At 32.5% G+C, this 25,812-nt stretch carries 5 protein-coding genes; 2 read left to right on the top strand and 3 right to left on the bottom strand.

The window, feature by feature from the left end:
- Positions 1–476: 476 nt before the first annotated feature.
- Together HN014_RS04605 and HN014_RS04600 are read left to right on the top strand one after the other, a co-directional pair.
- Positions 477–21,668, top strand: coding sequence for a non-ribosomal peptide synthase/polyketide synthase (locus HN014_RS04605; RefSeq protein ID WP_176027717.1), 21,192 nt, complete (start codon positions 477–479; stop codon positions 21,666–21,668).
- A gap of 10 nt (positions 21,669–21,678) precedes the next feature.
- Entirely contained in the window at positions 21,679–23,334 is a 1,656-nt protein-coding gene (locus HN014_RS04600; RefSeq protein ID WP_176027716.1) for an ATP-binding cassette domain-containing protein, read from the top strand.
- A 302-nt stretch (positions 23,335–23,636) separates the two neighbouring features.
- Here the strand turns inward: HN014_RS04600 and gwsS are convergent, their stop codons facing one another.
- Genes gwsS through gwsG form a run of 3 tightly spaced genes read right to left on the bottom strand, consistent with a single transcriptional unit; the run spans position 23,637 to position 25,802 of the window.
- The gene (gwsS, locus tag HN014_RS04595; RefSeq protein WP_176027715.1) at positions 23,637–24,632 is read right to left on the bottom strand and encodes a grasp-with-spasm system SPASM domain peptide maturase; all 996 of its coding nucleotides are present in this window, start codon (positions 24,630–24,632) and stop codon (positions 23,637–23,639) included.
- A complete protein-coding gene (locus HN014_RS04590; protein WP_176027714.1) occupies positions 24,632–24,853 on the bottom strand; it encodes a hypothetical protein in 222 nt (73 codons plus the stop codon). The genes gwsS and HN014_RS04590 overlap by 1 nt, the downstream gene beginning before the upstream one ends.
- Positions 24,843–25,802, bottom strand: coding sequence for a grasp-with-spasm system ATP-grasp peptide maturase (gwsG, locus tag HN014_RS04585; protein WP_176027713.1), 960 nt, complete (start codon positions 25,800–25,802; stop codon positions 24,843–24,845). Before gwsG ends, HN014_RS04590 begins: the two co-directional genes overlap by 11 nt.
- Positions 25,803–25,812 lie beyond the last annotated feature (10 nt).

The raw sequence follows: 25,812 nt of genomic DNA, 5'->3' as shown, positions 1-25,812 counted from the left end.
AGGTGGGGCTTTTTTTACATGTTTTTACAATTTTTAAAAATACGAAACATTGATAATTATGGTATTTAAGGGTGTGATTTTCGCCCTCATAACCCGAAGGTCACAGGTTCGAGTCCTGTTCCCGCTACTTTCAGGGTGTTTTTTTCTCGAGCGAGACAATTTTGTCTGATTTTTATTTTATGAGGTTAATTACCCCCAAGGTTTGTCTCGCAGAAACAATTTAAAGTGGTTTCCTCTGATCGCAATAGTAAGATTGGAGATGATAGTTAATAAATTAGATTTTCTTCTATTTCCTTCATAATGTGATTGTTCTTACATGTCTTTTTTTAAATAGTAAATTCTCTCTAATCTAAAATTTACGAAACCGTTCAAAAGGCTAGATAAATTAAGATTTTATTACCAAAATTTTAATAGAATTTAATCAGGGTCAGATATGTATTTTCAGTCATTATATGAAATTCTTAAAATCAAAAATATTGAAAAACGAAATACACCTTGCGCAGCAAGAAATATACTACGGACAAATAATAAATAATAAAAGTTCTTTATATAATGTAGGAGGTTATATCTCTCTAAAGGGAGGTATTGAAACTAAATTATTAATAAAAATTATTCAAGAATTACCTCATAAATTTGACGTTTTTAACTTCGAATTTGATTTAGATAAAGAAATTCCTCAGTTTCAATTAAAAGAAAAAGTTGATAAAATTCATGTAAATGAGCTAAACTTTTCAAGAGAAAAAAATCCTGAAAAAACAGCAAAAAATTGGATGCAAAATCAATTTAACGCAGCATTTAATATATATACTGATGATTTATATAGGTACACTCTTATAGAAATTGCTGAAGATGAACATTGGTTGTTTATGTGCTTTCACCACTTATTGGTTGATGGATACAGTTTTATGATTAAAAATAATTATATAGTTCAGGAATATGATAGGCAAAAAATAGGGGAAGAGAAAATTGAAGATAAGCAGATACCCTTATACTATGATGCAGTTATAAGAAGTTCGAATTATCATAAATCAGAGGACTATATAAACGATAAGAACTTTTGGAAGACAAAGTATGAGAACATCCCGAATTCACTTCTAAATCATTCAAAAAAGAGAAAAAATAATGGAGGAAATCGCATTTCTTTTTCTATTCCAGAATCTGATAGATCTCTATATGAAAAATTAGTAAAGAGTACAAAAGTTAGTTTACAACAATTTACTTTGGCTTCATTAATTATATACTTTGGTAAAAGTACTAAAAATGATGTTTTTTGTTTTGGGGTACCAATACATAACAGAGGAAGCAGAGAGGAACGGAAAACGGTAGGTATGTTTTCTTCTGTACTTCCATTCAAAGGAGAATATGATGAAACTCAAACATTATTAGAGTTAATAACAACAATAAAACAAGCTCAACGAAAAGACTATAGGCATCGTAGGTACCCTATTTCTCATTTAAATCGAGAACTTGGTTTAATGAAGCAAAATAGGCATCAATTATATGATATTGTTGTGAATTACGAACCTTTTGATTTTCTGGAAGAGCTTTCTTCTGGGGTGACTGTTGTTACTAAACACTTGACTAGTGTATCTAATTTAGAAGCGCCAATATCGATCCGCTGGTGTGATTATGGAAAAAATCACCCTTTAGAATTACAAGTGGATTATCAGGAGGCATATTTTAATCAAGAAGATATTGAAGGATTAATTAATAGTTTGTTCCATGTCTTGAGACAGTTTGAGGGTAATTTAAATGAATTATTGACTAGTGTTTCAATTGTACCAAAAAATCAGGAAAAGCTGTTATTAGAAAAGTTTAATAACAGGGAAGTATCATACCCTAGCGATAAGACAGTTATAGACTTGTTTAGAGATCAGATTAAAGCATTTCCAGAGGCTATTGCTTTAGAGTTTGAAGGAGCTACAATGAGCTATAGGGAGTTAGAAGAGAGGTCGAATCAGCTAGCGCATTATTTAATAGAACAAGGAATTGGAAAAGAGACATTAGTTCCTATATGTATTGATAGGTCATTAGCCATGGTAGTTGGTATCTTAGGAATTATTAAGGCAGGAGGGGCTTATGTTCCAATAGATCCTTCATACCCACAGGAGCGTATTGATTTTATTTTACAGGATACAAATGCGAGTTTGGTTGTCACACATTCTGATGTATTACACCTCTTCAAAGAAAACAAGCTGGTAAAGACCTCTGTTTTACTGGATCAAGGAGAACAAATATTACAAGGACAAAGTGTATCGATTCCAGAGGTTAAAATAAGTCCAGATCAGTTGGTGTATATAATATACACTTCTGGAACTACAGGAACGCCTAAAGGGGTGATGATAGCGCATAAGTCATTAAACTCATTTTTGTGTAATATACAAGATGTTTACCCAATTAATAAAGGAGATAAAATTCTGCTAAAAACCAATTATACTTTTGATGTGTCTGTCCATGAGTTATTTGGTTGGATAAAAGGAGGAGGGAATTTGGTAATTCTTCCAAATGGAGTAGAAAAAGAAAGGCATGGAATCTTAAATAGGATAGAAAAGCATAAAATAACACATGTAAATGTTGTTCCTTCCATGTTTTCAATTCTTTTAGAAGAGCTTAGTACATATAAAGAACTAAAATTACCCTCTTTAAAGTATTTTCATGTAGCAGGAGAAGTATTACCTGCTAATATGGTAAAAAAATACAATAAATTAAATATAAGTGCGCTTGTAGAAAATGTTTATGGACCAACAGAAGCGACAATATACAGTACGCATTACAGTACAACTAATTTTGAAGAAAAAGTAGATAATATTTCTATAGGTTCTCCACTTCCTAATACTTCTGTTTATGTTTTATCGGAAGACTTATCACTATTACCGATTGGAGTCACAGGAGAATTATATATAGGAGGTACTCAATTAGCTAGAGGATATTTAAATCGTCCGGATTTAACGGCAGAACGATTTGTAGCCCATCCTTTTAAGAAAGGAGAACGGGTTTATAAATCGGGAGACTTAGCCAGATGGCTACCTGATGGCACCTTAGAGTTTATAGGAAGGAAAGATAATCAGGTAAAGATTCGAGGTTACCGAATCGAATTAGGAGAGATAGAATCAATCATAGCCACCAAAGAAAGTATCCAGCAATCTATAGTAGTAGCTATACCTGATAATAGTGGTCATAAGCGATTAGTTGCTTATATCAAAACAGTTTTATCGGACGATATTGAACATCAGGAGTTAAAGCGTTATTTATCAGAAAAGCTTCCTGATTATATGGTTCCCGGGGTTTATGTTTTCTTAGAGGACTTTCCTTTGACACATAATGGGAAGATAGATAAGAAAGCATTACCAGCACCAGAAACTTCTTTTAGTAGGATTAATAACTATGTAGCTCCAACCACGGAAGAAGAAAAAGAATTAGTATCAGTTTGGGAAGAGCTTTTAGGTATAGCAAAGATAGGAGTTGAGGATAATTTCTTTGAATTAGGAGGGGACTCTATAAAAGCGATTCAGTTAGTTAGTAAAAGTAAATCATTAGACATACACTATCAGGTTAAAGATATTTTTGATTATCAGACAATATCCGGTATTTGTTCGAATTTACAGTTGGCTTTTGATACGGTAACAGAAGAGGGGCTTTTATCAGGAGAGGTACCTTTGCATCCTATCCAACATTACTTTTTTGAACAAGATTATAAGGCATCGAATCATTATAACCAATCACTTATTCTTACAATTCCTAAGTCTATATCTATTGATAGGTTAGCAGTATGTTTTCTTCAATTATTTCATCATCATGATGCCTTACGTTTAAAGTATGATTTCTCCTTAGAAGGGGTAGAACAGCGTTATAGTAATTTTATAGGAAAGCCATCAGCATGTAGTGTTGCATCATTATCCGAAATACCTGATTTGTGTAATAGCTATCAATCAGAATTAAATATCAAAGAAGGGGATCTTTTACGAGCATTACTGATTCATACGCCACATACAGAAAAGAAGAATAGATTATTTTTAACCATTCATCACCTAGCCATAGATGGTATTTCGTGGCGAGTTTTACTTGAAGATTTAGAGGTTTTATTATCTAAAGAGGCTATAGAGGGTTCAACTATTTTACCGGCAAAAGGGACTTCTTATCGTCAGTGGACAGAAAAATTACAAGAGTATGCCGTTTTACCATCCACACAATTAGAATATAGTTATTGGAAAGAAGTGCTGTCTAAGTATAGACCTTTACCTGTTGACTTTTCTAGTGATATAGAGACAACTTATGAGCAAACGCATACAATTCAAACACGATTATCTAGAGCAGATACAACGTCTTTAACACAAGAGATTCACCATGCCTATGGGACAGAGATTAATGATATCTTATTAAGTGCTTTGTCAAAAACCATGGAAGGATGGATTTCATCATCTGAGTTTGTTATAGGTTTAGAGGGGCATGGACGGGAAGAGTTATTCAGAGATGTTGATTTGAGCAGAACAATAGGTTGGTTTACTAGTTTGTACCCTGTTTGTTTATCGGTTCCTTCATCAGGCACGGTTAGTTATGAAGATCTTATTTCAAGAACAAAAGATAGCCTTAGAGAAATCCCTAAGAAAGGGATCAATTATCCAATATTGCGATACCTGTCAGAGGAAGAAATAAGAGAAGAATTGTCATTGCAGTATGAAGATCTTATTTTTAACTATTTAGGTGATTTTGATCATTATAATGCATCTGAGAACTCTGTACTATCGATATCCAACGAAAATACAGGAGAAGTAGTTGGTTTAAAAAATCAGAATCCTAATAAAATTGCAATCAATAGTATTATAGTTCAGGGGCAGTTAGAGATAAACTGGAGTTATGATAGTCATCGATACGAGGAAAATACAATAAAAACGTTGTCCGATAAATTTGATAAGATTCTACGATCAATTATACATCATTGTAAAGGTCTTTCGGACAGAGAAAAAACACCAGGAGATTATGGGTTACCTTCAAAAATTTCCTATACGAATCTGGTAAACTTTAAACTGGGTAGAGAAAGGTTACTTAATTCTAAAATAGAGGATATTTATCCGTTGACGGCTTTACAACAAGGGATGCTATTTCATAGTTTATACAATCCTGAGGATACGGCTTATTTGGTTCAACTTCACTGTGATCTAGTAGGTAATTTTTCAAAAGATTCTTTTCTGAAAAGTTGGAAGGTCTTAATGGACGGACACAGTACTTTAAGAAGTTGTATTTATGCCAATGAATTAGCTATTCCCGTACAATGTGTATATGAGTCAATGGAACTACCTGTTCAGATGTATGATTATACGTCCTATTCAGCAGGGGAGAAAGAAGTAGCGATTCAATCATTTTTGGAAAAAGACAAACAGACAAATTTTGATTTTGAGAAGGAACCTCTTTTCAGAATAACACTATTTAAGGTAGATTCCGATACAGTTCGTATGGTTTTTACTAATCACCATATATTATGGGATGGTTGGTCATTTGCCAAGTTGATGAGCAATTTTATAGAAGTTTACCAGCAAATGGTAAATGGTACAGAGTTGACAGTATTGAGTACGGATAATTATCGTTCTCATATAGATTATATAAATAGTCAAAATAGAACTGAAGGGCTAGCTTATTGGAGAGGATATCTTTCGGGTATAGAGCAAGCTACTTATCTTCCTTTTACTGGGAATGTTTCAGAAAGAAATAAAACATTTGGGAACTCAGAGAGGACTTTGTTAATTTCTAAAGAAGTTAGTAATCAGATAAATAGTTTTGCAGAACAGAACCATATTACCACTAGCACGGTATTGCAGGGGACATGGAGTTATTTGTTATCTAAGTATACAGGGATTTCAGCTGTTACTTTTGGAGCAACAATATCAGGTAGGAATTCTGATGTAGAAGGAATTGCAGACAAAGTAGGATTATATATAAATACTATTCCAGTATGTAGTCATATAGAAAGTCAGGCAAATATTGTAGATTGGTTACAAGAATTACAGCGAGGTCACACAATAGGAAGAGAGGATCATGGTTATTTATCATTGCTAGAGATAGAAAAGCAGTCTGTTGTATCGAGTCCTTGTTTTGATACCCTTATGGTTTTTGAAAATTATCCGATAGAAAATTTGGATAATACTTCTTTTGATTTAACCATAAAAAACATAGAAAGTAAAGGAAACACAAATTATACATTATCGCTCTGTGTTTTTGATACAGAAGAAGGAATATCAATAAAGCTGACTTATAATAATACGATACTACCCGATGATGTGGTAGTAATGATTGAAAAACACATTTATCAATTATTAAGTAGTATTACAAGTGGAGTAAAAACTTTAGGAGAGTTAACCTATTTAGGTAAAGAAGAAAAAGAGGAATTACTAACTCTTTTTAATAACACGGAAGTATCATACCCTAGTGATAAGACAGTTGTAGACTTGTTTAGAGATCAGGTTAAAGCATTTCCAGAGGCTATTGCTTTAGAGTTTGAAGGAGCTACAATGAGCTATAGGGAGTTAGAAGAGAGGTCGAATCAGCTAGCGCATTATTTAATAGAACAAGGAATTGGAAAAGAGACATTAGTTCCTATATGTATTGATAGGTCATTAGCCATGGTAGTTGGTATCTTAGGAATTATTAAGGCAGGAGGGGCTTATGTTCCAATAGATCCTTCATACCCACAGGAGCGTATTGATTTTATTTTACAAGATACAAATGCGAGTTTGGTTGTTACACATTCTGATGTATTACACCTCTTCAAAGAAAACAAGCTGGTAAAGACCTCTGTTTTACTGGATCAAGGAGAACAAATATTACAAGGACAAAGTGTATCGATTCCAGAGGTTAAAATAAGTCCAGATCAGTTGGTGTATATAATATACACTTCTGGAACTACAGGAACGCCTAAAGGGGTGATGATAGCGCATAAGTCATTAAACTCATTTTTGTGTAATATACAAGATGTTTACCCAATTAATAAAGGAGATAAAATTCTGCTAAAAACCAATTATACTTTTGATGTGTCTGTCCATGAGTTATTTGGTTGGATAAAAGGAGGAGGGAATTTGGTAATTCTTCCAAATGGAGTAGAAAAAGAAAGGCATGGAATCTTAAATAGGATAGAAAAGCATAAAATAACACATGTAAATGTTGTTCCTTCCATGTTTTCAATTCTTTTAGAAGAGCTTAGTACATATAAAGAACTAAAATTACCCTCTTTAAAGTATTTTCATGTAGCAGGAGAAGTATTACCTGCTAATATGGTAAAAAAATACAATAAATTAAATATAAGTGCGCTTGTAGAAAATGTTTATGGACCAACAGAAGCGACAATATACAGTACGCATTACAGTACAACTAATTTTGAAGAAAAAGTAGATAATATTTCTATAGGTTCTCCACTTCCTAATACTTCTGTTTATGTTTTATCGGAAGACTTATCACTATTACCGATTGGAGTCACAGGAGAATTATATATAGGAGGTACTCAATTAGCTAGAGGATATTTAAATCGTCCGGATTTAACGGCAGAACGATTTGTAGCCCATCCTTTTAAGAAAGGAGAACGGGTTTATAAATCGGGAGACTTAGCCAGATGGCTACCTGATGGCACCTTAGAGTTTATAGGAAGGAAAGATAATCAGGTAAAGATTCGAGGTTACCGAATCGAATTAGGAGAGATAGAATCAATCATAGCCACCAAAGAAAGTATCCAGCAATCTATAGTAGTAGCTATACCTGATAATAGTGGTCATAAGCGATTAGTTGCTTATATCAAAACAGTTTTATCGGACGATATTGAACATCAGGAGTTAAAGCGTTATTTATCAGAAAAGCTTCCTGATTATATGGTTCCCGGGGTTTATGTTTTCTTAGAGGACTTTCCTTTGACACATAATGGGAAGATAGATAAGAAAGCATTACCAGCACCAGAAACTTCTTTTAGTAGGATTAATAACTATGTAGCTCCAACCACGGAAGAAGAAAAAGAATTAGTATCAGTTTGGGAAGAGCTTTTAGGTATAGCAAAGATAGGAGTTGAGGATAATTTCTTTGAATTAGGAGGGGACTCTATAAAAGCGATTCAGTTAGTTAGTAAAAGTAAATCATTAGACATACACTATCAGGTTAAAGATATTTTTGATTATCAGACAATATCCGGTATTTGTTCGAATTTACAGTTGGCTTTTGATACGGTAACAGAAGAGGGGCTTTTATCAGGAGAGGTACCTTTGCATCCTATCCAACATTACTTTTTTGAACAAGATTATAAGGCATCGAATCATTATAACCAATCACTTATTCTTACAATTCCTAAGTCTATATCTATTGATAGGTTAGCAGTATGTTTTCTTCAATTATTTCATCATCATGATGCCTTACGTTTAAAGTATGATTTCTCCTTAGAAGGGGTAGAACAGCGTTATAGTAATTTTATAGGAAAGCCATCAGCATGTAGTGTTGCATCATTATCCGAAATACCTGATTTGTGTAATAGCTATCAATCAGAATTAAATATCAAAGAAGGGGATCTTTTACGAGCATTACTGATTCATACGCCACATACAGAAAAGAAGAATAGATTATTTTTAACCATTCATCACCTAGCCATAGATGGTATTTCGTGGCGAGTTTTACTTGAAGATTTAGAGGTTTTATTATCTAAAGAGGCTATAGAGGGTTCAACTATTTTACCGGCAAAAGGGACTTCTTATCGTCAGTGGACAGAAAAATTACAAGAGTATGCCGTTTTACCATCCACACAATTAGAATATAGTTATTGGAAAGAAGTGCTGTCTAAGTATAGACCTTTACCTGTTGACTTTTCTAGTGATATAGAGACAACTTATGAGCAAACGCATACAATTCAAACACGATTATCTAGAGCAGATACAACGTCTTTAACACAAGAGATTCACCATGCCTATGGGACAGAGATTAATGATATCTTATTAAGTGCTTTGTCAAAAACCATGGAAGGATGGATTTCATCATCTGAGTTTGTTATAGGTTTAGAGGGGCATGGACGGGAAGAGTTATTCAGAGATGTTGATTTGAGCAGAACAATAGGTTGGTTTACTAGTTTGTACCCTGTTTGTTTATCGGTTCCTTCATCAGGCACGGTTAGTTATGAAGATCTTATTTCAAGAACAAAAGATAGCCTTAGAGAAATCCCTAAGAAAGGGATCAATTATCCAATATTGCGATACCTGTCAGAGGAAGAAATAAGAGAAGAATTGTCATTGCAGTATGAAGATCTTATTTTTAACTATTTAGGTGATTTTGATCATTATAATGCATCTGAGAACTCTGTACTATCGATATCCAACGAAAATACAGGAGAAGTAGTTGGTTTAAAAAATCAGAATCCTAATAAAATTGCAATCAATAGTATTATAGTTCAGGGGCAGTTAGAGATAAACTGGAGTTATGATAGTCATCGATACGAGGAAAATACAATAAAAACGTTGTCCGATAAATTTGATAAGATTCTACGATCAATTATACATCATTGTAAAGGTCTTTCGGACAGAGAAAAAACACCAGGAGATTATGGGTTACCTTCAAAAATTTCCTATACGAATCTGGTAAACTTTAAACTGGGTAGAGAAAGGTTACTTAATTCTAAAATAGAGGATATTTATCCGTTGACGGCTTTACAACAAGGGATGCTATTTCATAGTTTATACAATCCTGAGGATACGGCTTATTTGGTTCAACTTCACTGTGATCTAGTAGGTAATTTTTCAAAAGATTCTTTTCTGAAAAGTTGGAAGGTCTTAATGGACGGACACAGTACTTTAAGAAGTTGTATTTATGCCAATGAATTAGCTATTCCCGTACAATGTGTATATGAGTCAATGGAACTACCTGTTCAGATGTATGATTATACGTCCTATTCAGCAGGGGAGAAAGAAGTAGCGATTCAATCATTTTTGGAAAAAGACAAACAGACAAATTTTGATTTTGAGAAGGAACCTCTTTTCAGAATAACACTATTTAAGGTAGATTCCGATACAGTTCGTATGGTTTTTACTAATCACCATATATTATGGGATGGTTGGTCATTTGCCAAGTTGATGAGCAATTTTATAGAAGTTTACCAGCAAATGGTAAATGGTACAGAGTTGACAGTATTGAGTACGGATAATTATCGTTCTCATATAGATTATATAAATAGTCAAAATAGAACTGAAGGGCTAGCTTATTGGAGAGGATATCTTTCGGGTATAGAGCAAGCTACTTATCTTCCTTTTACTGGGAATGTTTCAGAAAGAAATAAAACATTTGGGAACTCAGAGAGGACTTTGTTAATTTCTAAAGAAGTTAGTAATCAGATAAATAGTTTTGCAGAACAGAACCATATTACCACTAGCACGGTATTGCAGGGGACATGGAGTTATTTGTTATCTAAGTATACAGGGATTTCAGCTGTTACTTTTGGAGCAACAATATCAGGTAGGAATTCTGATGTAGAAGGAATTGCAGACAAAGTAGGATTATATATAAATACTATTCCAGTATGTAGTCATATAGAAAGTCAGGCAAATATTGTAGATTGGTTACAAGAATTACAGCGAGGTCACACAATAGGAAGAGAGGATCATGGTTATTTATCATTGCTAGAGATAGAAAAGCAGTCTGTTGTATCGAGTCCTTGTTTTGATACCCTTATGGTTTTTGAAAATTATCCGATAGAAAATTTGGATAGTACTTCTTTTGATTTAACCATAAAAAACATAGAAAGTAAAGAAAACACAAATTATACATTATCGCTCTGTGTTTTTGATACAGAAGAAGGAATATCAATAAAGCTGACTTATAATAATACGATACTACCCGATGATGTGGTAGTAATGATTGAAAAACACATTTATCAATTATTAAGTAGTATTACAAGTGGAGTAAAAACTTTAGGAGAGTTAACCTATTTAGGTAAAGAAGAAAAAGAGGAATTACTAACTCTTTTTAATAACACGGAAGTATCATACCCTAGTGATAAGACAGTTATAGACTTGTTTAGAGATCAGGTTAAAGCATTTCCAGAGGCTATTGCTTTAGAGTTTGAAGGAGCTACAATGAGCTATAAGGAGTTAGAAGAGAGGTCGAATCAGCTAGCGCATTATTTAATAGAACAAGGAATTGGAAAAGAGACGTTAGTTCCTATATGTATTGATAGGTCATTAGCCATGGTAGTTGGTATCTTAGGAATTATCAAGGCAGGAGGGGCTTATGTTCCGATAGATCCTTCATACCCACAGGAGCGTATTGATTTTATTTTACAAGATACAAATGCGAGTTTGGTTGTCACACATTCTGATGTATTACACCTCTTCAAAGAAAACAAGCTGGTAAAGACCTCTGTTTTACTGGATCAAGGAGAACAAATATTACAAGAACAAAGTGTATCGATTCCAGAGGTTAAAATAAGTCCAGATCAGTTGATATATGTGATATACACTTCTGGAACTACAGGAACGCCTAAAGGGGTGTTATGTGAGCATAAGGGGATTATGAACTTAGCTGTAAGCCAAATTACAGAGATTGGATTAAATTCGGAAGATCGTATTTTACAATTTGCTTCAATATCATTCGATGCTTTTGGTTTCGAGTTATATCCCTGTTTACTCTCTGGAGCAAAACTTATTATTGTTAATAAAGATACTGTTCATTCTAAAGATGATATAGGAAAAGTGATTAGTGAACAAAAAATTACTGTAGCGACTCTTCCTCCAACATATCAAGAAATTTTACAAGATCACCTATTTTCTCTTAAAACTATTATTTCTGCTGGGGAGGCTATTATAATTTCTTTGGTTGAAAAATTTCAGGCTCAAGGAATAAAAGTAATAAATGAATATGGTCCAACAGAAAATAGTGTTGCTACATCTATGTCTAGTAGTCCTTTATATAAGGGGACAATAGCCACTATAGGTTCTCCACTTCCTAATACTTCTGTTTATGTTTTATCGGAAGACTTATCACTATTACCGATTGGAGTCACAGGAGAATTATATATAGGAGGTACTCAATTAGCTAGAGGATATTTAAACCGTCCGGATTTAACGGCAGAACGATTTGTAGCCCATCCTTTTAAGAAAGGAGAACGGGTTTATAAATCGGGAGACTTAGCCAGATGGCTACCTGATGGCACCTTAGAGTTTATAGGAAGGAAAGATAATCAGGTAAAGATTCGAGGTTACCGAATCGAATTAGGAGAGATAGAATCAATCATAGCCACCAAAGAAAGTATCCAGCAATCTATAGTAGTAGCTATACCTGATAATAGTGGTCATAAGCGATTAGTTGCTTATATCAAAACAGTTTTATCGGACGATATTGAACATCAGGAGTTAAAGCGTTATTTATCAGAAAAGCTTCCTGATTATATGGTTCCCGGGGTTTATGTTTTCTTAGAGGACTTTCCTTTGACACATAATGGGAAGATAGATAAGAAAGCATTACCAGCACCAGAAACTTCTTTTAGTAGGATTAATAACTATGTAGCTCCAACCACGGAAGAAGAAAAAGAATTAGTATCAGTTTGGGAAGAGCTTTTAGGTATAGCAAAGATAGGAGTTGAGGATAATTTCTTTGAATTAGGAGGGGACTCTATAAAAGCGATTCAGTTAGTTAGTAAAAGTAAATCATTAGACATACACTATCAGGTTAAAGATATTTTTGATTATCAGACAATATCCGGTATTTGTTCGAATTTACAGTTGGCTTTTGATACGGTAACAGAAGAGGGGCTTTTATCAGGAGAGGTACCTTTGCATCCTATCCAACATTACTTTTTTGAACAAGATTATAAGGCATCGAATCATTATAACCAATCACTTATTCTTACAATTCCTAAGTCTATATCTATTGATAGGTTAGCAGTATGTTTTCTTCAATTATTTCATCATCATGATGCCTTACGTTTAAAGTATGATTTCTCCTTAGAAGGGGTAGAACAGCGTTATAGTAATTTTATAGGAAAGCCATCAGCATGTAGTGTTGCATCATTATCCGAAATACCTGATTTGTGTAATAGCTATCAATCAGAATTAAATATCAAAGAAGGGGATCTTTTACGAGCATTACTGATTCATACGCCACATACAGAAAAGAAGAATAGATTATTTTTAACCATTCATCACCTAGCCATAGATGGTATTTCGTGGCGAGTTTTACTTGAAGATTTAGAGGTTTTATTATCTAAAGAGGCTATAGAGGGTTCAACTATTTTACCGGCAAAAGGGACTTCTTATCGTCAGTGGACAGAAAAATTACAAGAGTATGCCGTTTTACCATCCACACAATTAGAATATAGTTATTGGAAAGAAGTGCTGTCTAAGTATAGACCTTTACCTGTTGACTTTTCTAGTGATATAGAGACAACTTATGAGCAAACGCATACAATTCAAACACGATTATCTAGAGCAGATACAACGTCTTTAACACAAGAGATTCACCATGCCTATGGGACAGAGATTAATGATATCTTATTAAGTGCTTTGTCAAAAACCATGGAAGGATGGATTTCATCATCTGAGTTTGTTATAGGTTTAGAGGGGCATGGACGGGAAGAGTTATTCAGAGATGTTGATTTGAGCAGAACAATAGGTTGGTTTACTAGTTTGTACCCTGTTTGTTTATCGGTTCCTTCATCAGGCACGGTTAGTTATGAAGATCTTATTTCAAGAACAAAAGATAGCCTTAGAGAAATCCCTAAGAAAGGGATCAATTATCCAATATTGCGATACCTGTCAGAGGAAGAAATAAGAGAAGAATTGTCATTGCAGTATGAAGATCTTATTTTTAACTATTTAGGTGATTTTGATCATTATAATGCATCTGAGAACTCTGTACTATCGATATCCAACGAAAATACAGGAGAAGTAGTTGGTTTAAAAAATCAGAATCCTAATAAAATTGCAATCAATAGTATTATAGTTCAGGGGCAGTTAGAGATAAACTGGAGTTATGATAGTCATCGATACGAGGAAAATACAATAAAAACGTTGTCCGATAAATTTGATAAGATTCTACGATCAATTATACATCATTGTAAAGGTCTTTCGGACAGAGAAAAAACACCAGGAGATTATGGGTTACCTTCAAAAATTTCCTATACGAATCTGGTAAACTTTAAACTGGGTAGAGAAAGGTTACTTAATTCTAAAATAGAGGATATTTATCCGTTGACGGCTTTACAACAAGGGATGCTATTTCATAGTTTATACAATCCTGAGGATACGGCTTATTTGGTTCAACTTCACTGTGATCTAGTAGGTAATTTTTCAAAAGATTCTTTTCTGAAAAGTTGGAAGGTCTTAATGGACGGACACAGTACTTTAAGAAGTTGTATTTATGCCAATGAATTAGCTATTCCCGTACAATGTGTATATGAGTCAATGGAACTACCTGTTCAGATGTATGATTATACGTCCTATTCAGCAGGGGAGAAAGAAGTAGCGATTCAATCATTTTTGGAAAAAGACAAACAGACAAATTTTGATTTTGAGAAGGAACCTCTTTTCAGAATAACACTATTTAAGGTAGATTCCGATACAGTTCGTATGGTTTTTACTAATCACCATATATTATGGGATGGTTGGTCATTTGCCAAGTTGATGAGCAATTTTATAGAAGTTTACCAGCAAATGGTAAATGGTACAGAGTTGACAGTATTGAGTACGGATAATTATCGTTCTCATATAGATTATATAAATAGTCAAAATAGAACTGAAGGGCTAGCTTATTGGAGAGGATATCTTTCGGGTATAGAGCAAGCTACTTATCTTCCTTTTACTGGGAATGTTTCAGAAAGAAATAAAACATTTGGGAACTCAGAGAGGACTTTGTTAATTTCTAAAGAAGTTAGTAATCAGATAAATAGTTTTGCAGAACAGAACCATATTACCACTAGCACGGTATTGCAGGGGACATGGAGTTATTTGTTATCTAAGTATACAGGGATTTCAGCTGTTACTTTTGGAGCAACAATATCAGGTAGGAATTCTGATGTAGAAGGAATTGCAGACAAAGTAGGATTATATATAAATACTATTCCAGTATGTAGTCATATAGAAAGTCAGGCAAATATTGTAGATTGGTTACAAGAATTACAGCGAGGTCACACAATAGGAAGAGAGGATCATGGTTATTTATCATTGCTAGAGATAGAAAAGCAGTCTGTTGTATCGAGTCCTTGTTTTGATACCCTTATGGTTTTTGAAAATTATCCGATAGAAAATTTGGATAGTACTTCTTTTGATTTAACCATAAAAAACATAGAAAGTAAAGAAAACACAAATTATACATTATCGCTCTGTGTTTTTGATACAGAAGAAGGAATATCAATAAAGCTGACTTATAATAATACGATACTACCCGATGATGTGGTAGTAATGATTGAAAAACACATTTATCAATTATTAAGTAGTATTACAAGTGGAGTAAAAACTTTAGGAGAGTTAACCTATTTAGGTAAAGAAGAAAAAGAGGAATTACTAACTCTTTTTAATAACACGGAAGTATCATACCCTAGTGATAAGACAGTTATAGACTTGTTTAGAGATCAGGTTAAAGCATTTCCAGAGGCTATTGCTTTAGAGTTTGAAGGAGCTACAATGAGCTATAAGGAGTTAGAAGAGAGGTCGAATCAGCTAGCGCATTATTTAATAGAACAAGGAATTGGAAAAGAGACGTTAGTTCCTATATGTATTGATAGGTCATTAGCCATGGTAGTTGGTATCTTAGGAATTATCAAGGCAGGAGGGGCTTATGTTCCGATAGATCCTTCATACCCACAGGAGCGTATTGATTTTATTTTACAAGATACAAATGCGAGTTTGGTTGTCACACATTCTGATGTATTACACCTCTTCAAAGAAAACAAGCTGGTAAAGACCTCTGTTTTACTGGATCAAGGAGAACAAATGTTACAAGGGCAAAGTGTATCGATTCCAGAGGTTAAAATAAGTCCAGATCAGTTGATATATGTGATATACACTTCTGGAACTACAGGAACGCCTAAAGGGGTATTGTTAACCCATACTAATGTGGTTCGTTTATTTTATAATGAAACTTCATTATTTGATTTTGATCATAATGATGTTTGGACCTTATTCCATTCTTTCACTTTTGATTTCTCGGTCTGGGAAATTTATGGAGCACTTCTTTTTGGAGGAAGACTAATTATTGTACCGACTCAACACACTAAAGATCCTGAATTATTTAGTAAGTTAATTGAGGAAGGCGGAGTTACTGTCTTAAACCAAACCCCAACTAATTTTAATGGTTTACAGGAGTATATTCTCAATAAGAAAAATATTTCTACAATCAAATATGTCATTTTTGGAGGTGAAGCTTTACATCCAATCCACCTAAAAAGATGGAAGGAAAACTATCCTCTTTGTAAATTAGTAAATATGTACGGAATTACAGAAACAACTGTACATGTTACCTATAAAGAAATTGGGGATGAAGAAATAAATAAAAACCAGAGTAATATTGGCGTTCCGATTCCAACGTTAGGAGTAGTTGTGTTAGATGATGATTTGCAGCCAGTTCCTAAAGGAGTTACAGGTGAATTACACGTAATGGGAGCAGGGGTAGCAAAAGGATATTTGAATAGAACAGCTCTGACTAAAGAGAAATTCATAGATCTTGATTTGGTTTCAGGAAACAAACATAGGTTTTATAGAAGTGGTGATTTAGCAAGAATAACGCATTCTGGAGAATTAGAATACCACGGGAGAAAAGATCATCAAGTGAAGATACGAGGATACCGTATTGAATTAGGAGAGATTGAATCTTTACTTGAAAAAATAACCGAAATAAAACAAGCACTTGTTTTGGCCAAAGAAACAAATGGTACTAATAAACAACTTGTAGCTTATATAGTAACAGAAACAGCTATAGATGAGCAAGAAGTTAAAAGTTGCTTAAGTGAATGCTTACCAGGGTATATGGTTCCTAATTTTTACGTTTTCCTTGAAAAGTTTCCTTTGACAAGCAACGGGAAAATCGATAGAAAAAAACTGTTATCGTATACAATTAATAATTTGTCACAAGAAGAAAAGATTGAGCCTAGAAACAAAATTGAAAAAGCAATAGCTGAAATATTTAAGGAATCATTATCTATTAACACGATTGGGATTAATGATGATTTTTTTGCTTTAGGAGGAGACTCAATAAAGGTAATACAACTTATTAGTGCCTTAAATTCAAAATTTGATACCATATTTTCTATCTCTGAGTTTTATAAAAAGCCTACAATAGAAATGCTCGCTAATTTGATTTCTGAAAAAGACTCAAGCTCTGATTCGGTTCAGGAGTTAGAGGAATTGGCGTTAAAAGAAATTGAAGAGATCACTTCAATGGTATTGAATAAACATAATTCGCCGAATGTGATTTCAGGAATATATCCAATGACAGATATTCAATTTGGGATGGTATATACTGCTAATTTGATGCATGAGAAAGGTACACCGGGAATATATCACGATCAAATGGTTGTTCAAGTTGGTACATTAGATATTGACTTAATGCAACAAGCATTGGATTTATTAATCGAAAAGCATGAAATTTTACGGACATCACTTCATTTGTATACTTATGAAAAACCAGTTCAAATTGTACACAAAAAGTCATCTTCTAAAATAGGATATGAAAATATTGAGGGATTAAATAAAAAAGAACAAAAAAAATATATAAATGATTTCTTGATCCATGAAAGAGAAAATAAGCCTTTCACCGCAAATCAATCTTCACTGTGGAGAATGAATATTTTTAAGATAGGAGCAGATGATTCGATTTTTGTTTTTCAATGTCACCATGCAATTATCGATGGATGGTCAGATAAAAGTTTTAGGTTAGAATTACTCGAAACATATTTTACGCTTAAAAAAGATAAAGAATATAAGCCCAAAAAACTGCTAATAGGCACTAAAGAAAGTGTTATTTCAGATTTTATTGAACAAAATAACCAAAGCCATAAGAGATTTTGGGTAGAAGAATTAAAAGGATTCCAGCGACTAGATGTACTGGGTAATACACCGTATTATAGTAATAAAAATAAAGTTTATTCTAGACAATTTTCAGAGAGAATTCTTGAGAAATGTAAACAAGATAATATTACTCCAAAAGCACTGTTTATTTCTGGGTACCTATATATCCTAAAGCTATTATCTCCGGAAGAAGATATAACAATTGGATTGGTTGCTCACCGACGCCCTATGATTGAAGATGGAGACAAGTTATTAGGATGTTTTTTAAATACAGTACCATTCCGGGTTCAGATGAATGAATGTTTAGGAGAGTCTTGGCTGAGTTTTATCACTGCAATGGAGTCTAAATTGAATGCGATAAAAGGTAAAGATAGATTTTCGTTGCTTGAAATTTCTAAACTTCATGGAGAGAATTCTGCTAATCCTTTTTTCGATATCATCTTTAATTATGTTGATTTTCAAATAATAAATGCATACGCTCAAGATAAAGATATGAGCGAAACTTTAGAGAAGATCAAAGAAAACGATTTTTCTGATCAAAGTCATGCAGAGACAAATACTTTTCTCGACTTAACGGTAAGTTTAACAGGAGGAAGTGTTGAAGTTTCAATAACTCAAAACAGAGAATTAAAATCGGAACGTTCGATTTCAGATTTATTGACATATTTCGACGCGTTTTTGAATACTTATTTGGAAAGTGATAACGAAAAAACAAATAGTGTACATATTCTAACAAAGGAAGAACAACAGAAAATTGTATATGATTTTAATGATGGGGACTTGTTATCCAATAGTAAAACAGGTACAATTTTAAACTTGTTTGAAAATCAAGTTCAAGAAACTCCAGAAGCGCTTGCTGTTTTCTTTGATGAAGAAACAATAACATACAGAGAACTTGATGAAAAAACAAATCAATTAGCAAGGTATCTTCAAAATCACGGAGTAGGAAAAAATACTTTGGTACCTATTTGCATAGAACGGTCTGTTGAAATGATAATCGCAATTATAGGGGTATTAAAATCAGGAGGAGCTTATGTTCCAATAGCCCCTAAATATCCACAATCCAGAATTAAATTTATTCTAGAAGATATTGATGCAAGCATTGTTTTAACACAAGAAATACATCACTTAAAATTTACGAGTAATGAAGTAACAATCCCTACTGTATTCTTGGATAAATGGTCAGATGAGATAGCTGAGATTTCTTCAGAGAAATTAGAGACAATAGTAAAAGAAGATCAACTAGCATATATTATTTATACTTCTGGAACTACAGGTGTGCCAAAAGGAGTAAAGGTACTTCATGGATCTCTTTATAATTTAATTGTCCATCAATCAGCTTATTATTCAATTAATGAAAAAGAACGAATCCTTTTATTTTCTAATTATGTTTTTGATGCATCTATAGAACAAATATTTATTAGCCTAGCGAATGGAGCATCATTATTTATTGCCAATGATTCCTCTATTTTAGATCCCCAAAAATTAGAGTCTTTTATAATAGAAAATCAGTTAACTCATGTAGATACAACACCTAGCTTTTTAGAATTATTAGATACCACAAAACTGAAAAGTGTAAAAAGATTTGTGTCAGGAGGGGAGTCATGCTCGTTACAATTAGCCAAAAAGGTAGCTGAAACACATGACTTCTATAATGCATATGGTCCAACAGAAACCACTATTACCTCCATAATACATAAATACAACAATGAAGATGTTATGTATATTGGAAAGCCAATAGCAAATACCCAAATATATATTTTATCAGAAGATCTCAATATAGTGCCTATAGGAGCCGTTGGAGAATTATTTATCGAAGGTACAGGGGTTTCAAATGGGTATTTGAATCAAGCAGAACTAACACAAAAAAGTTTTATTCAAAGTCCTTTTAATGAGCATCGTCTTTTATACAGAACGGGAGATTTGGCTAAGTGGTCTTCGGATGGAGTAATAGAATACATAGGGAGAAAAGATGATCAAGTAAAAGTCAGAGGGTATCGTATTGAGTTAAAAGAGATAGAATATGCGTTAAATCAGATAGAACAAATTAACCAATCTATTGTTTTAACACATGAAAAGGAAAAGACAGGAAAACAAATAATAGCATATTTTACAACTAATGAAAACATAAGTTCCAAAAAAATTCAAAAAATATTATCAGATAAATTGCCTGATTATATGATTCCAAGAACCTACATAGAATTGGATTCAATTCCGGTGACAATTAATGGAAAAGTTGATAAAAAGGCATTACCAAAACCAAACATATCAAATTCTTTAAAAGAAGATTATGCAGCCCCATCAAGTGATATGGAGCAGCAGTTAGCAGAAATATGGAAAGATTTATTAGAGGTAGAAAAGGTAGGAGTTCATGATAATTTCTTTGAATTAGGAGGTCACTCATTATTAACGGTTAAATTAAAGAATGAAGTAAATTCTAGATTAGGAATAGAGGTTAGTATTCAGCAAATATTTAATACTCCCACATTAGAAGCCTATAGCAATACAATTTTTAATGATATAAATGAAGAAGATTATCAAATTTCCCTTGATACAGAAGCTGTTTTTTCAACTCCATTAAGGATTGAAAAGAAGGAAAATATATTATTAACTGGAGGAACTGGTTTTGTAGGGATACATCTGTTAAAATCATTATTAGAAACTACTAATAAAAAGATTTTTTGTCTAGTTCGTTGTGAAACAAAAGAAAAAGGGTTTACGCGAATTAAAGAAAAAATGATAAATAATAAGATATGGCAGATTTATTATGAACAAAGAATTGAAATCGTTCAGGGAGATTTAGCTAAACCTATGTTAGGTATTGAACTCCAGGAATATTTAAAGTTGTTAGAAAATATAGATATGGTAGTTCATAACGCAACTTATATGAACCACCTGACAACCTATAAAGATTCAAAAAACATTAATGTTGAAGGGGTTGAAAATGTGCTGCATTTTTGCACCTTAGGTGTTGTGAAACCATTGCACTTCATCTCAACAATTGATGTCTTTAGTTCTCATAATCTAAATAAAGATAGGGTTATTACAGAATTAACATCAATTGATAATGAAGTTCATTATAATTCGGAAGGGTACTCTTCAAGTAAATGGATTGGAGAGAAATTAGTAAAAAAAGCATCCGAATTAGGATTGCCTACAACAGTCCATCGTTTAGGGCTAGTGCTTTGGGATACAATCCATCATCAATACGATTCTAATCAATGGCTTTATCAACTTGCAGAAAGCTGTATACAATTAGGGGCATACCCGTTTGCTTTTGGTGATAAATCAGACTATTATACCATTCATGTAGATGAACTTTCTGACAATTTATGTACGTATATTAATAATCCTTCTTTAGAAAAAAAGAAAAATTATAATGTGTTGCATCATTTTTCTGAAGGGTCAAAGAGATTGTCTGATTTATTAGAGATGTATTTTGATACCCAGAAGATAAGCCTAAAAAAAATAGGTCTTAAAGAATGGTTAAAGCTCGCTATTAACAAAGAACTGCCGATTTCCTGGAGGTTGTCTGAAATAAGAGAAGAACGGATAGATGATATAATAGAATCGGATCAGAATAAACAACATTATTCATTGAAATATTCTAATGGAAAAACAAATGAAGTGTTGAATAAAAAAACAATCATTTTACAAGATTAATCAATAGAAAATGAAATTAATAAAATTTTTATTTCAAAATTCCAGTACTGTAAAAATAGGAGCCTTATTTATCTTAGGCTCCTGTACTGGTGTAATAAGCACATCAATAATATATTTAATTAACGACTTTATTGATGATGTTCAAAGCGTAACTATAGAAAATAGTATTCTATACTTTTCTCTAATTATATTATATGTAGCCGTCAGTGTTGCATTTTTTAGAGGACTGATCAAAATTTCTGAAAGAATGATAAAAGAGATTAAAGAAAAAATTTTCCAAAAAATTCTTAATTCAGATTATCTCAATCTTATGAAACACAAAGATTTGGTGTATACAACCTTATCAAGTGATATTAATTTGATTGCAGAAAGCTTAATACATATGGTATATATCGTTGTTTCATTATCAACTATAATCTGTTGTTTTATTTATATGAGTATCTTATCGTGGAAACTACTGTTAGCAACAATATTAGTTTTTTTGTCAGCAGTGTTAGTATTTGCATTAATATTAAGAGTAGCGCATCCTAAATTAAAAAAGTCTAGGGATATTCAGGATGATATTATTTCTGTTTTGAACGAAATCTTAAACGGATATAAGGAACTTCTAATGTATCCTTTAAAAAGAAGAGCATTAAAAGAAATGACCCATAAGTATTTGGATGATTCGTATGACAATAGGGTAAGTGCTTATTCAGGTTTGTCTGTAGCAGGTATTTTGGGGGAAAGCTTTAGCTTTGTCTTTTTAGGAGTGTTACTGTTATTTTTTCCGATTTATTTCCCAGAAGAAAGGGGAGTAGTTATAAATTTTGCTTTAACATTTTTGTTCGTATTAAAACCTATTGAAGTTCTCAGTAGTCTTATTGGTAATTTATCTAATGCAGAAATATCAACCCAGAAAATATCGAAGATTCTAACCTCTTTTGTCGTAAATAAAAAAGAGGAAACCAAACAATTGAGCAGTGTTGTTAATTTTGATACAATCTCTATTAAAGAATTGACATATGAGTATGACTCAGACTCTAGTTTTAAAATTGGACCTATTGATATCGATATTAAAAAAAATGAAATTATATTCATACATGGAGGGAATGGAAGTGGAAAAACAACATTTGTTAATACACTTTTAGGAATTTATTCTCCAAAAAATATTAATGTAACTATTCTTGATCGTTTATATAAAACTATTGAATGGTCGAATCTTTCAAAAAGCCTTTTTGCTCCTGTGTTTAGTGATTTTCATTTATTTGAAAAAAATTATGGAATACAAAAGAATAAAGAAAATAAGGTAAGTAACTTATTAAAGTTATTTGAAATTGACCATAAAGTAGTGTATGATGATGCTGTTGGGTTTTCTACAATAGATCTGTCTTTGGGACAACGTAAAAGATTAGCTCTAATATATGCAATATTAGAAGATAGACCTATTTTAGTATTAGATGAATGGGCTGCTGACCAAGATCCTGTATTTAGAAAAAAATTCTATTTAGAAATTCTTCCTTTTTTAGTAAAAAATGAAGATAAAACGATTATTGCGATTACCCATGATGATAGTTATTATGAATATTGTGATAATTTATATAAAATGGATTACGGGAGTCTTAAAATAAATAAAGGCTTTCCTAAAACAGAGGAGACAACACTTTTCAATCTTGAAGAAAGCTAGAAAAATAGCACTAAATTTATAAGATATTCGACTTGGGTTACCTACTATATTTAGTATTACTACTTTTTAAGATGGATATTCTATTAATATTATTAATAAATAAGAGTATAGCCCATATGAAGCAGTTAATAATGTAGAATGGGTTTTTATAAATACAGGATTTTCAAATAAATCGTGATATTTCGATCTCTTTCATGACAACAAGCCGGATGTATTCATCTGGCTTTTTTATTTCAAGACTTAAGTATGAGACTAAATAATATGATATTGACATAAAAAGTTCACGTTATTCATAGAAAAGCCTAATCTTCTATAGTATGTACTGCTTTAATTTTACATTCTGTTTCGAAAGAATACGTTCTATTTTCTCTTAATACAGGGAGTCGATTATCAATACACATATAGCGATACTCACAAGTCTTACATTCTGTTATTAGATCTTTATTAATCTCCCAATATTTTTGAAATGAAGGGGATTTTATGATATCATAAAGTTCGTCATTGGAAACGTCAGTGATTTTTCCAAATGTTTCCTTTGTTTCAGGGGCATTTTTTATTGTACCTTCTTGATCGATATATAGTTTTCGGTTAAAATACACATTGTGTCCCTGAGCTTCTGTAAATAAAGAAATATTAACTCGAAAGAAGCGTTCTTTTCTGGTAATGAAATCCTTAGGCGTAGAGAATATTATTTTTTTAGAATTCGTTTTTTTGATTTCATTAGTTAATAAAAAAAGAGTGTCTACACGATTATTATTATCAATTAGCGTTTCATAATTTTTTATTTTTTGATGAACTCCTAACTCCACTTCAAATACAATTGAATATACAGGAGCGGTTTCTAAAAGATGTAAAATTGTTCGGAGTACTTCTATGGGGTCTTCCATCCTGATCCTGATATATAAATGCTCACAACCTAAAGATATAATACCCTCAACAATTTTGTTTAAAACAGGGAATGTTAGGTCGCTTATTTCTAAAATCATATTTGTGATCTGAGAAGGATAATCCCATATCATGTCTAATGTCGGAAATAATTTTTGCTGACCTTTATCCACCAGAAAAGCCACTTCTTCCTCGATTAAAAACTGTATGTATTCATGTACTGTTTCATAATTTTCTGCCCCTCCCAGTTCATACAATTCCGATACATTATGCGTATCAAAAAAATGAGTGAAGTCATATAAATCATTAGGAATATCTATAATCTTATTTCGTTGCAGATCATAAATTGCAGATTTACTTTGTCCCTTAACAGGGATGCAATTAGCGTATAATATTATGTGTTGTTCATTCATTATTTGTATCTAGGATGTTGAAGAGAAATCGCTTTATAAAATGTTCTTTTAGAGGCATACCTGTCACGGTATTGAGCAATATGTATTCTATTGGTTGTTTTTTTTAATGAAAAAGCACTAATAGACGTCATTTCTGACAAATGTAATATGACAGGAATTTTTTTATTCTTATTATTTTTAATGCTTTCTAAAATATCTTCTGCTTCTTTTTTAGGTATCATATTGTATAAGTTTTTGGGCTACTTTTTTTTCTAAATTGTAATTACATGGGTATGAAACCATCCCAAATTGACCAATGGGATTGACCTCGAGAAAAACATATTCTTTTGAAGTTGTATATATTAGATCAAAAGAACAACTGTTTAAACCTAATTTTTTGGCTAGCTTTTTAAGCTTTGATGCTATTTCTTCCGGTAATTGGTATGGGACTGTTCGATTAGGTTTTTCATGATTGTATTGCCTAAAGTCTGTTTCTGTTTTTTGATCTGCTTGTGAGAAAATTGCCATGGAATAGAATTCTTCTTCTAATAGGTAACTACGTATCTCGAAAGTTTTACGTATGTTTCTCTGGAACTGACTTATCCCAAAGGTCTTATCCAGAGAAGCAACCACTTTTTTATTAATTATGGTAGTGTAATTAGGTAACCAATACGTATCTCCATAAATCCCTATTGGGTTATTAATTGCCTTTGTAATAAGTTCCCTTTTCTGTAACTGCTCGTTTAACTCTTTTTTCTGATTGGTAATTATAGTTTCGGGAATATTCAATCCCAGATGTTTAGCCATTGTTAGTACAATGAGTTTATTAACTTTTTTACCATTATAATTGTTAAGAGAGAATTTTTGATCTAATAGAAAGTGTAAATATTCAAAAAGTTCTCTTTGCTCTTTTTGTACAAAAACTTCAATTTTATCTGAGACAAAGTTACTTTCCCAATCGTTTTTTTTGATTTTAAAGTTTCCTCTTCTATACCAGATTGATGAAATTTCATTAAAATTAATTGTTGTTCCAGAACAATTAAGAAACACCTCTGCTGTAGTAACATTAACAGTAATATGGTCGATGATATCATTGTTATTGAATACAATGTATTTTTTTCCTAAATGGTTTAACCATTTGATGATGTTTATGGTACTTTCGTCTTGTTCTATGGATATAATGAGTATCATAAATACATAT

This window comes from Aquimarina sp. TRL1, assembly GCF_013365535.1.
In the GTDB taxonomy this organism is placed as follows: Bacteria; Bacteroidota; Bacteroidia; order Flavobacteriales; family Flavobacteriaceae; genus Aquimarina; species Aquimarina hainanensis.
This window is presented reverse-complemented; position numbering and strand designations above follow the sequence as displayed.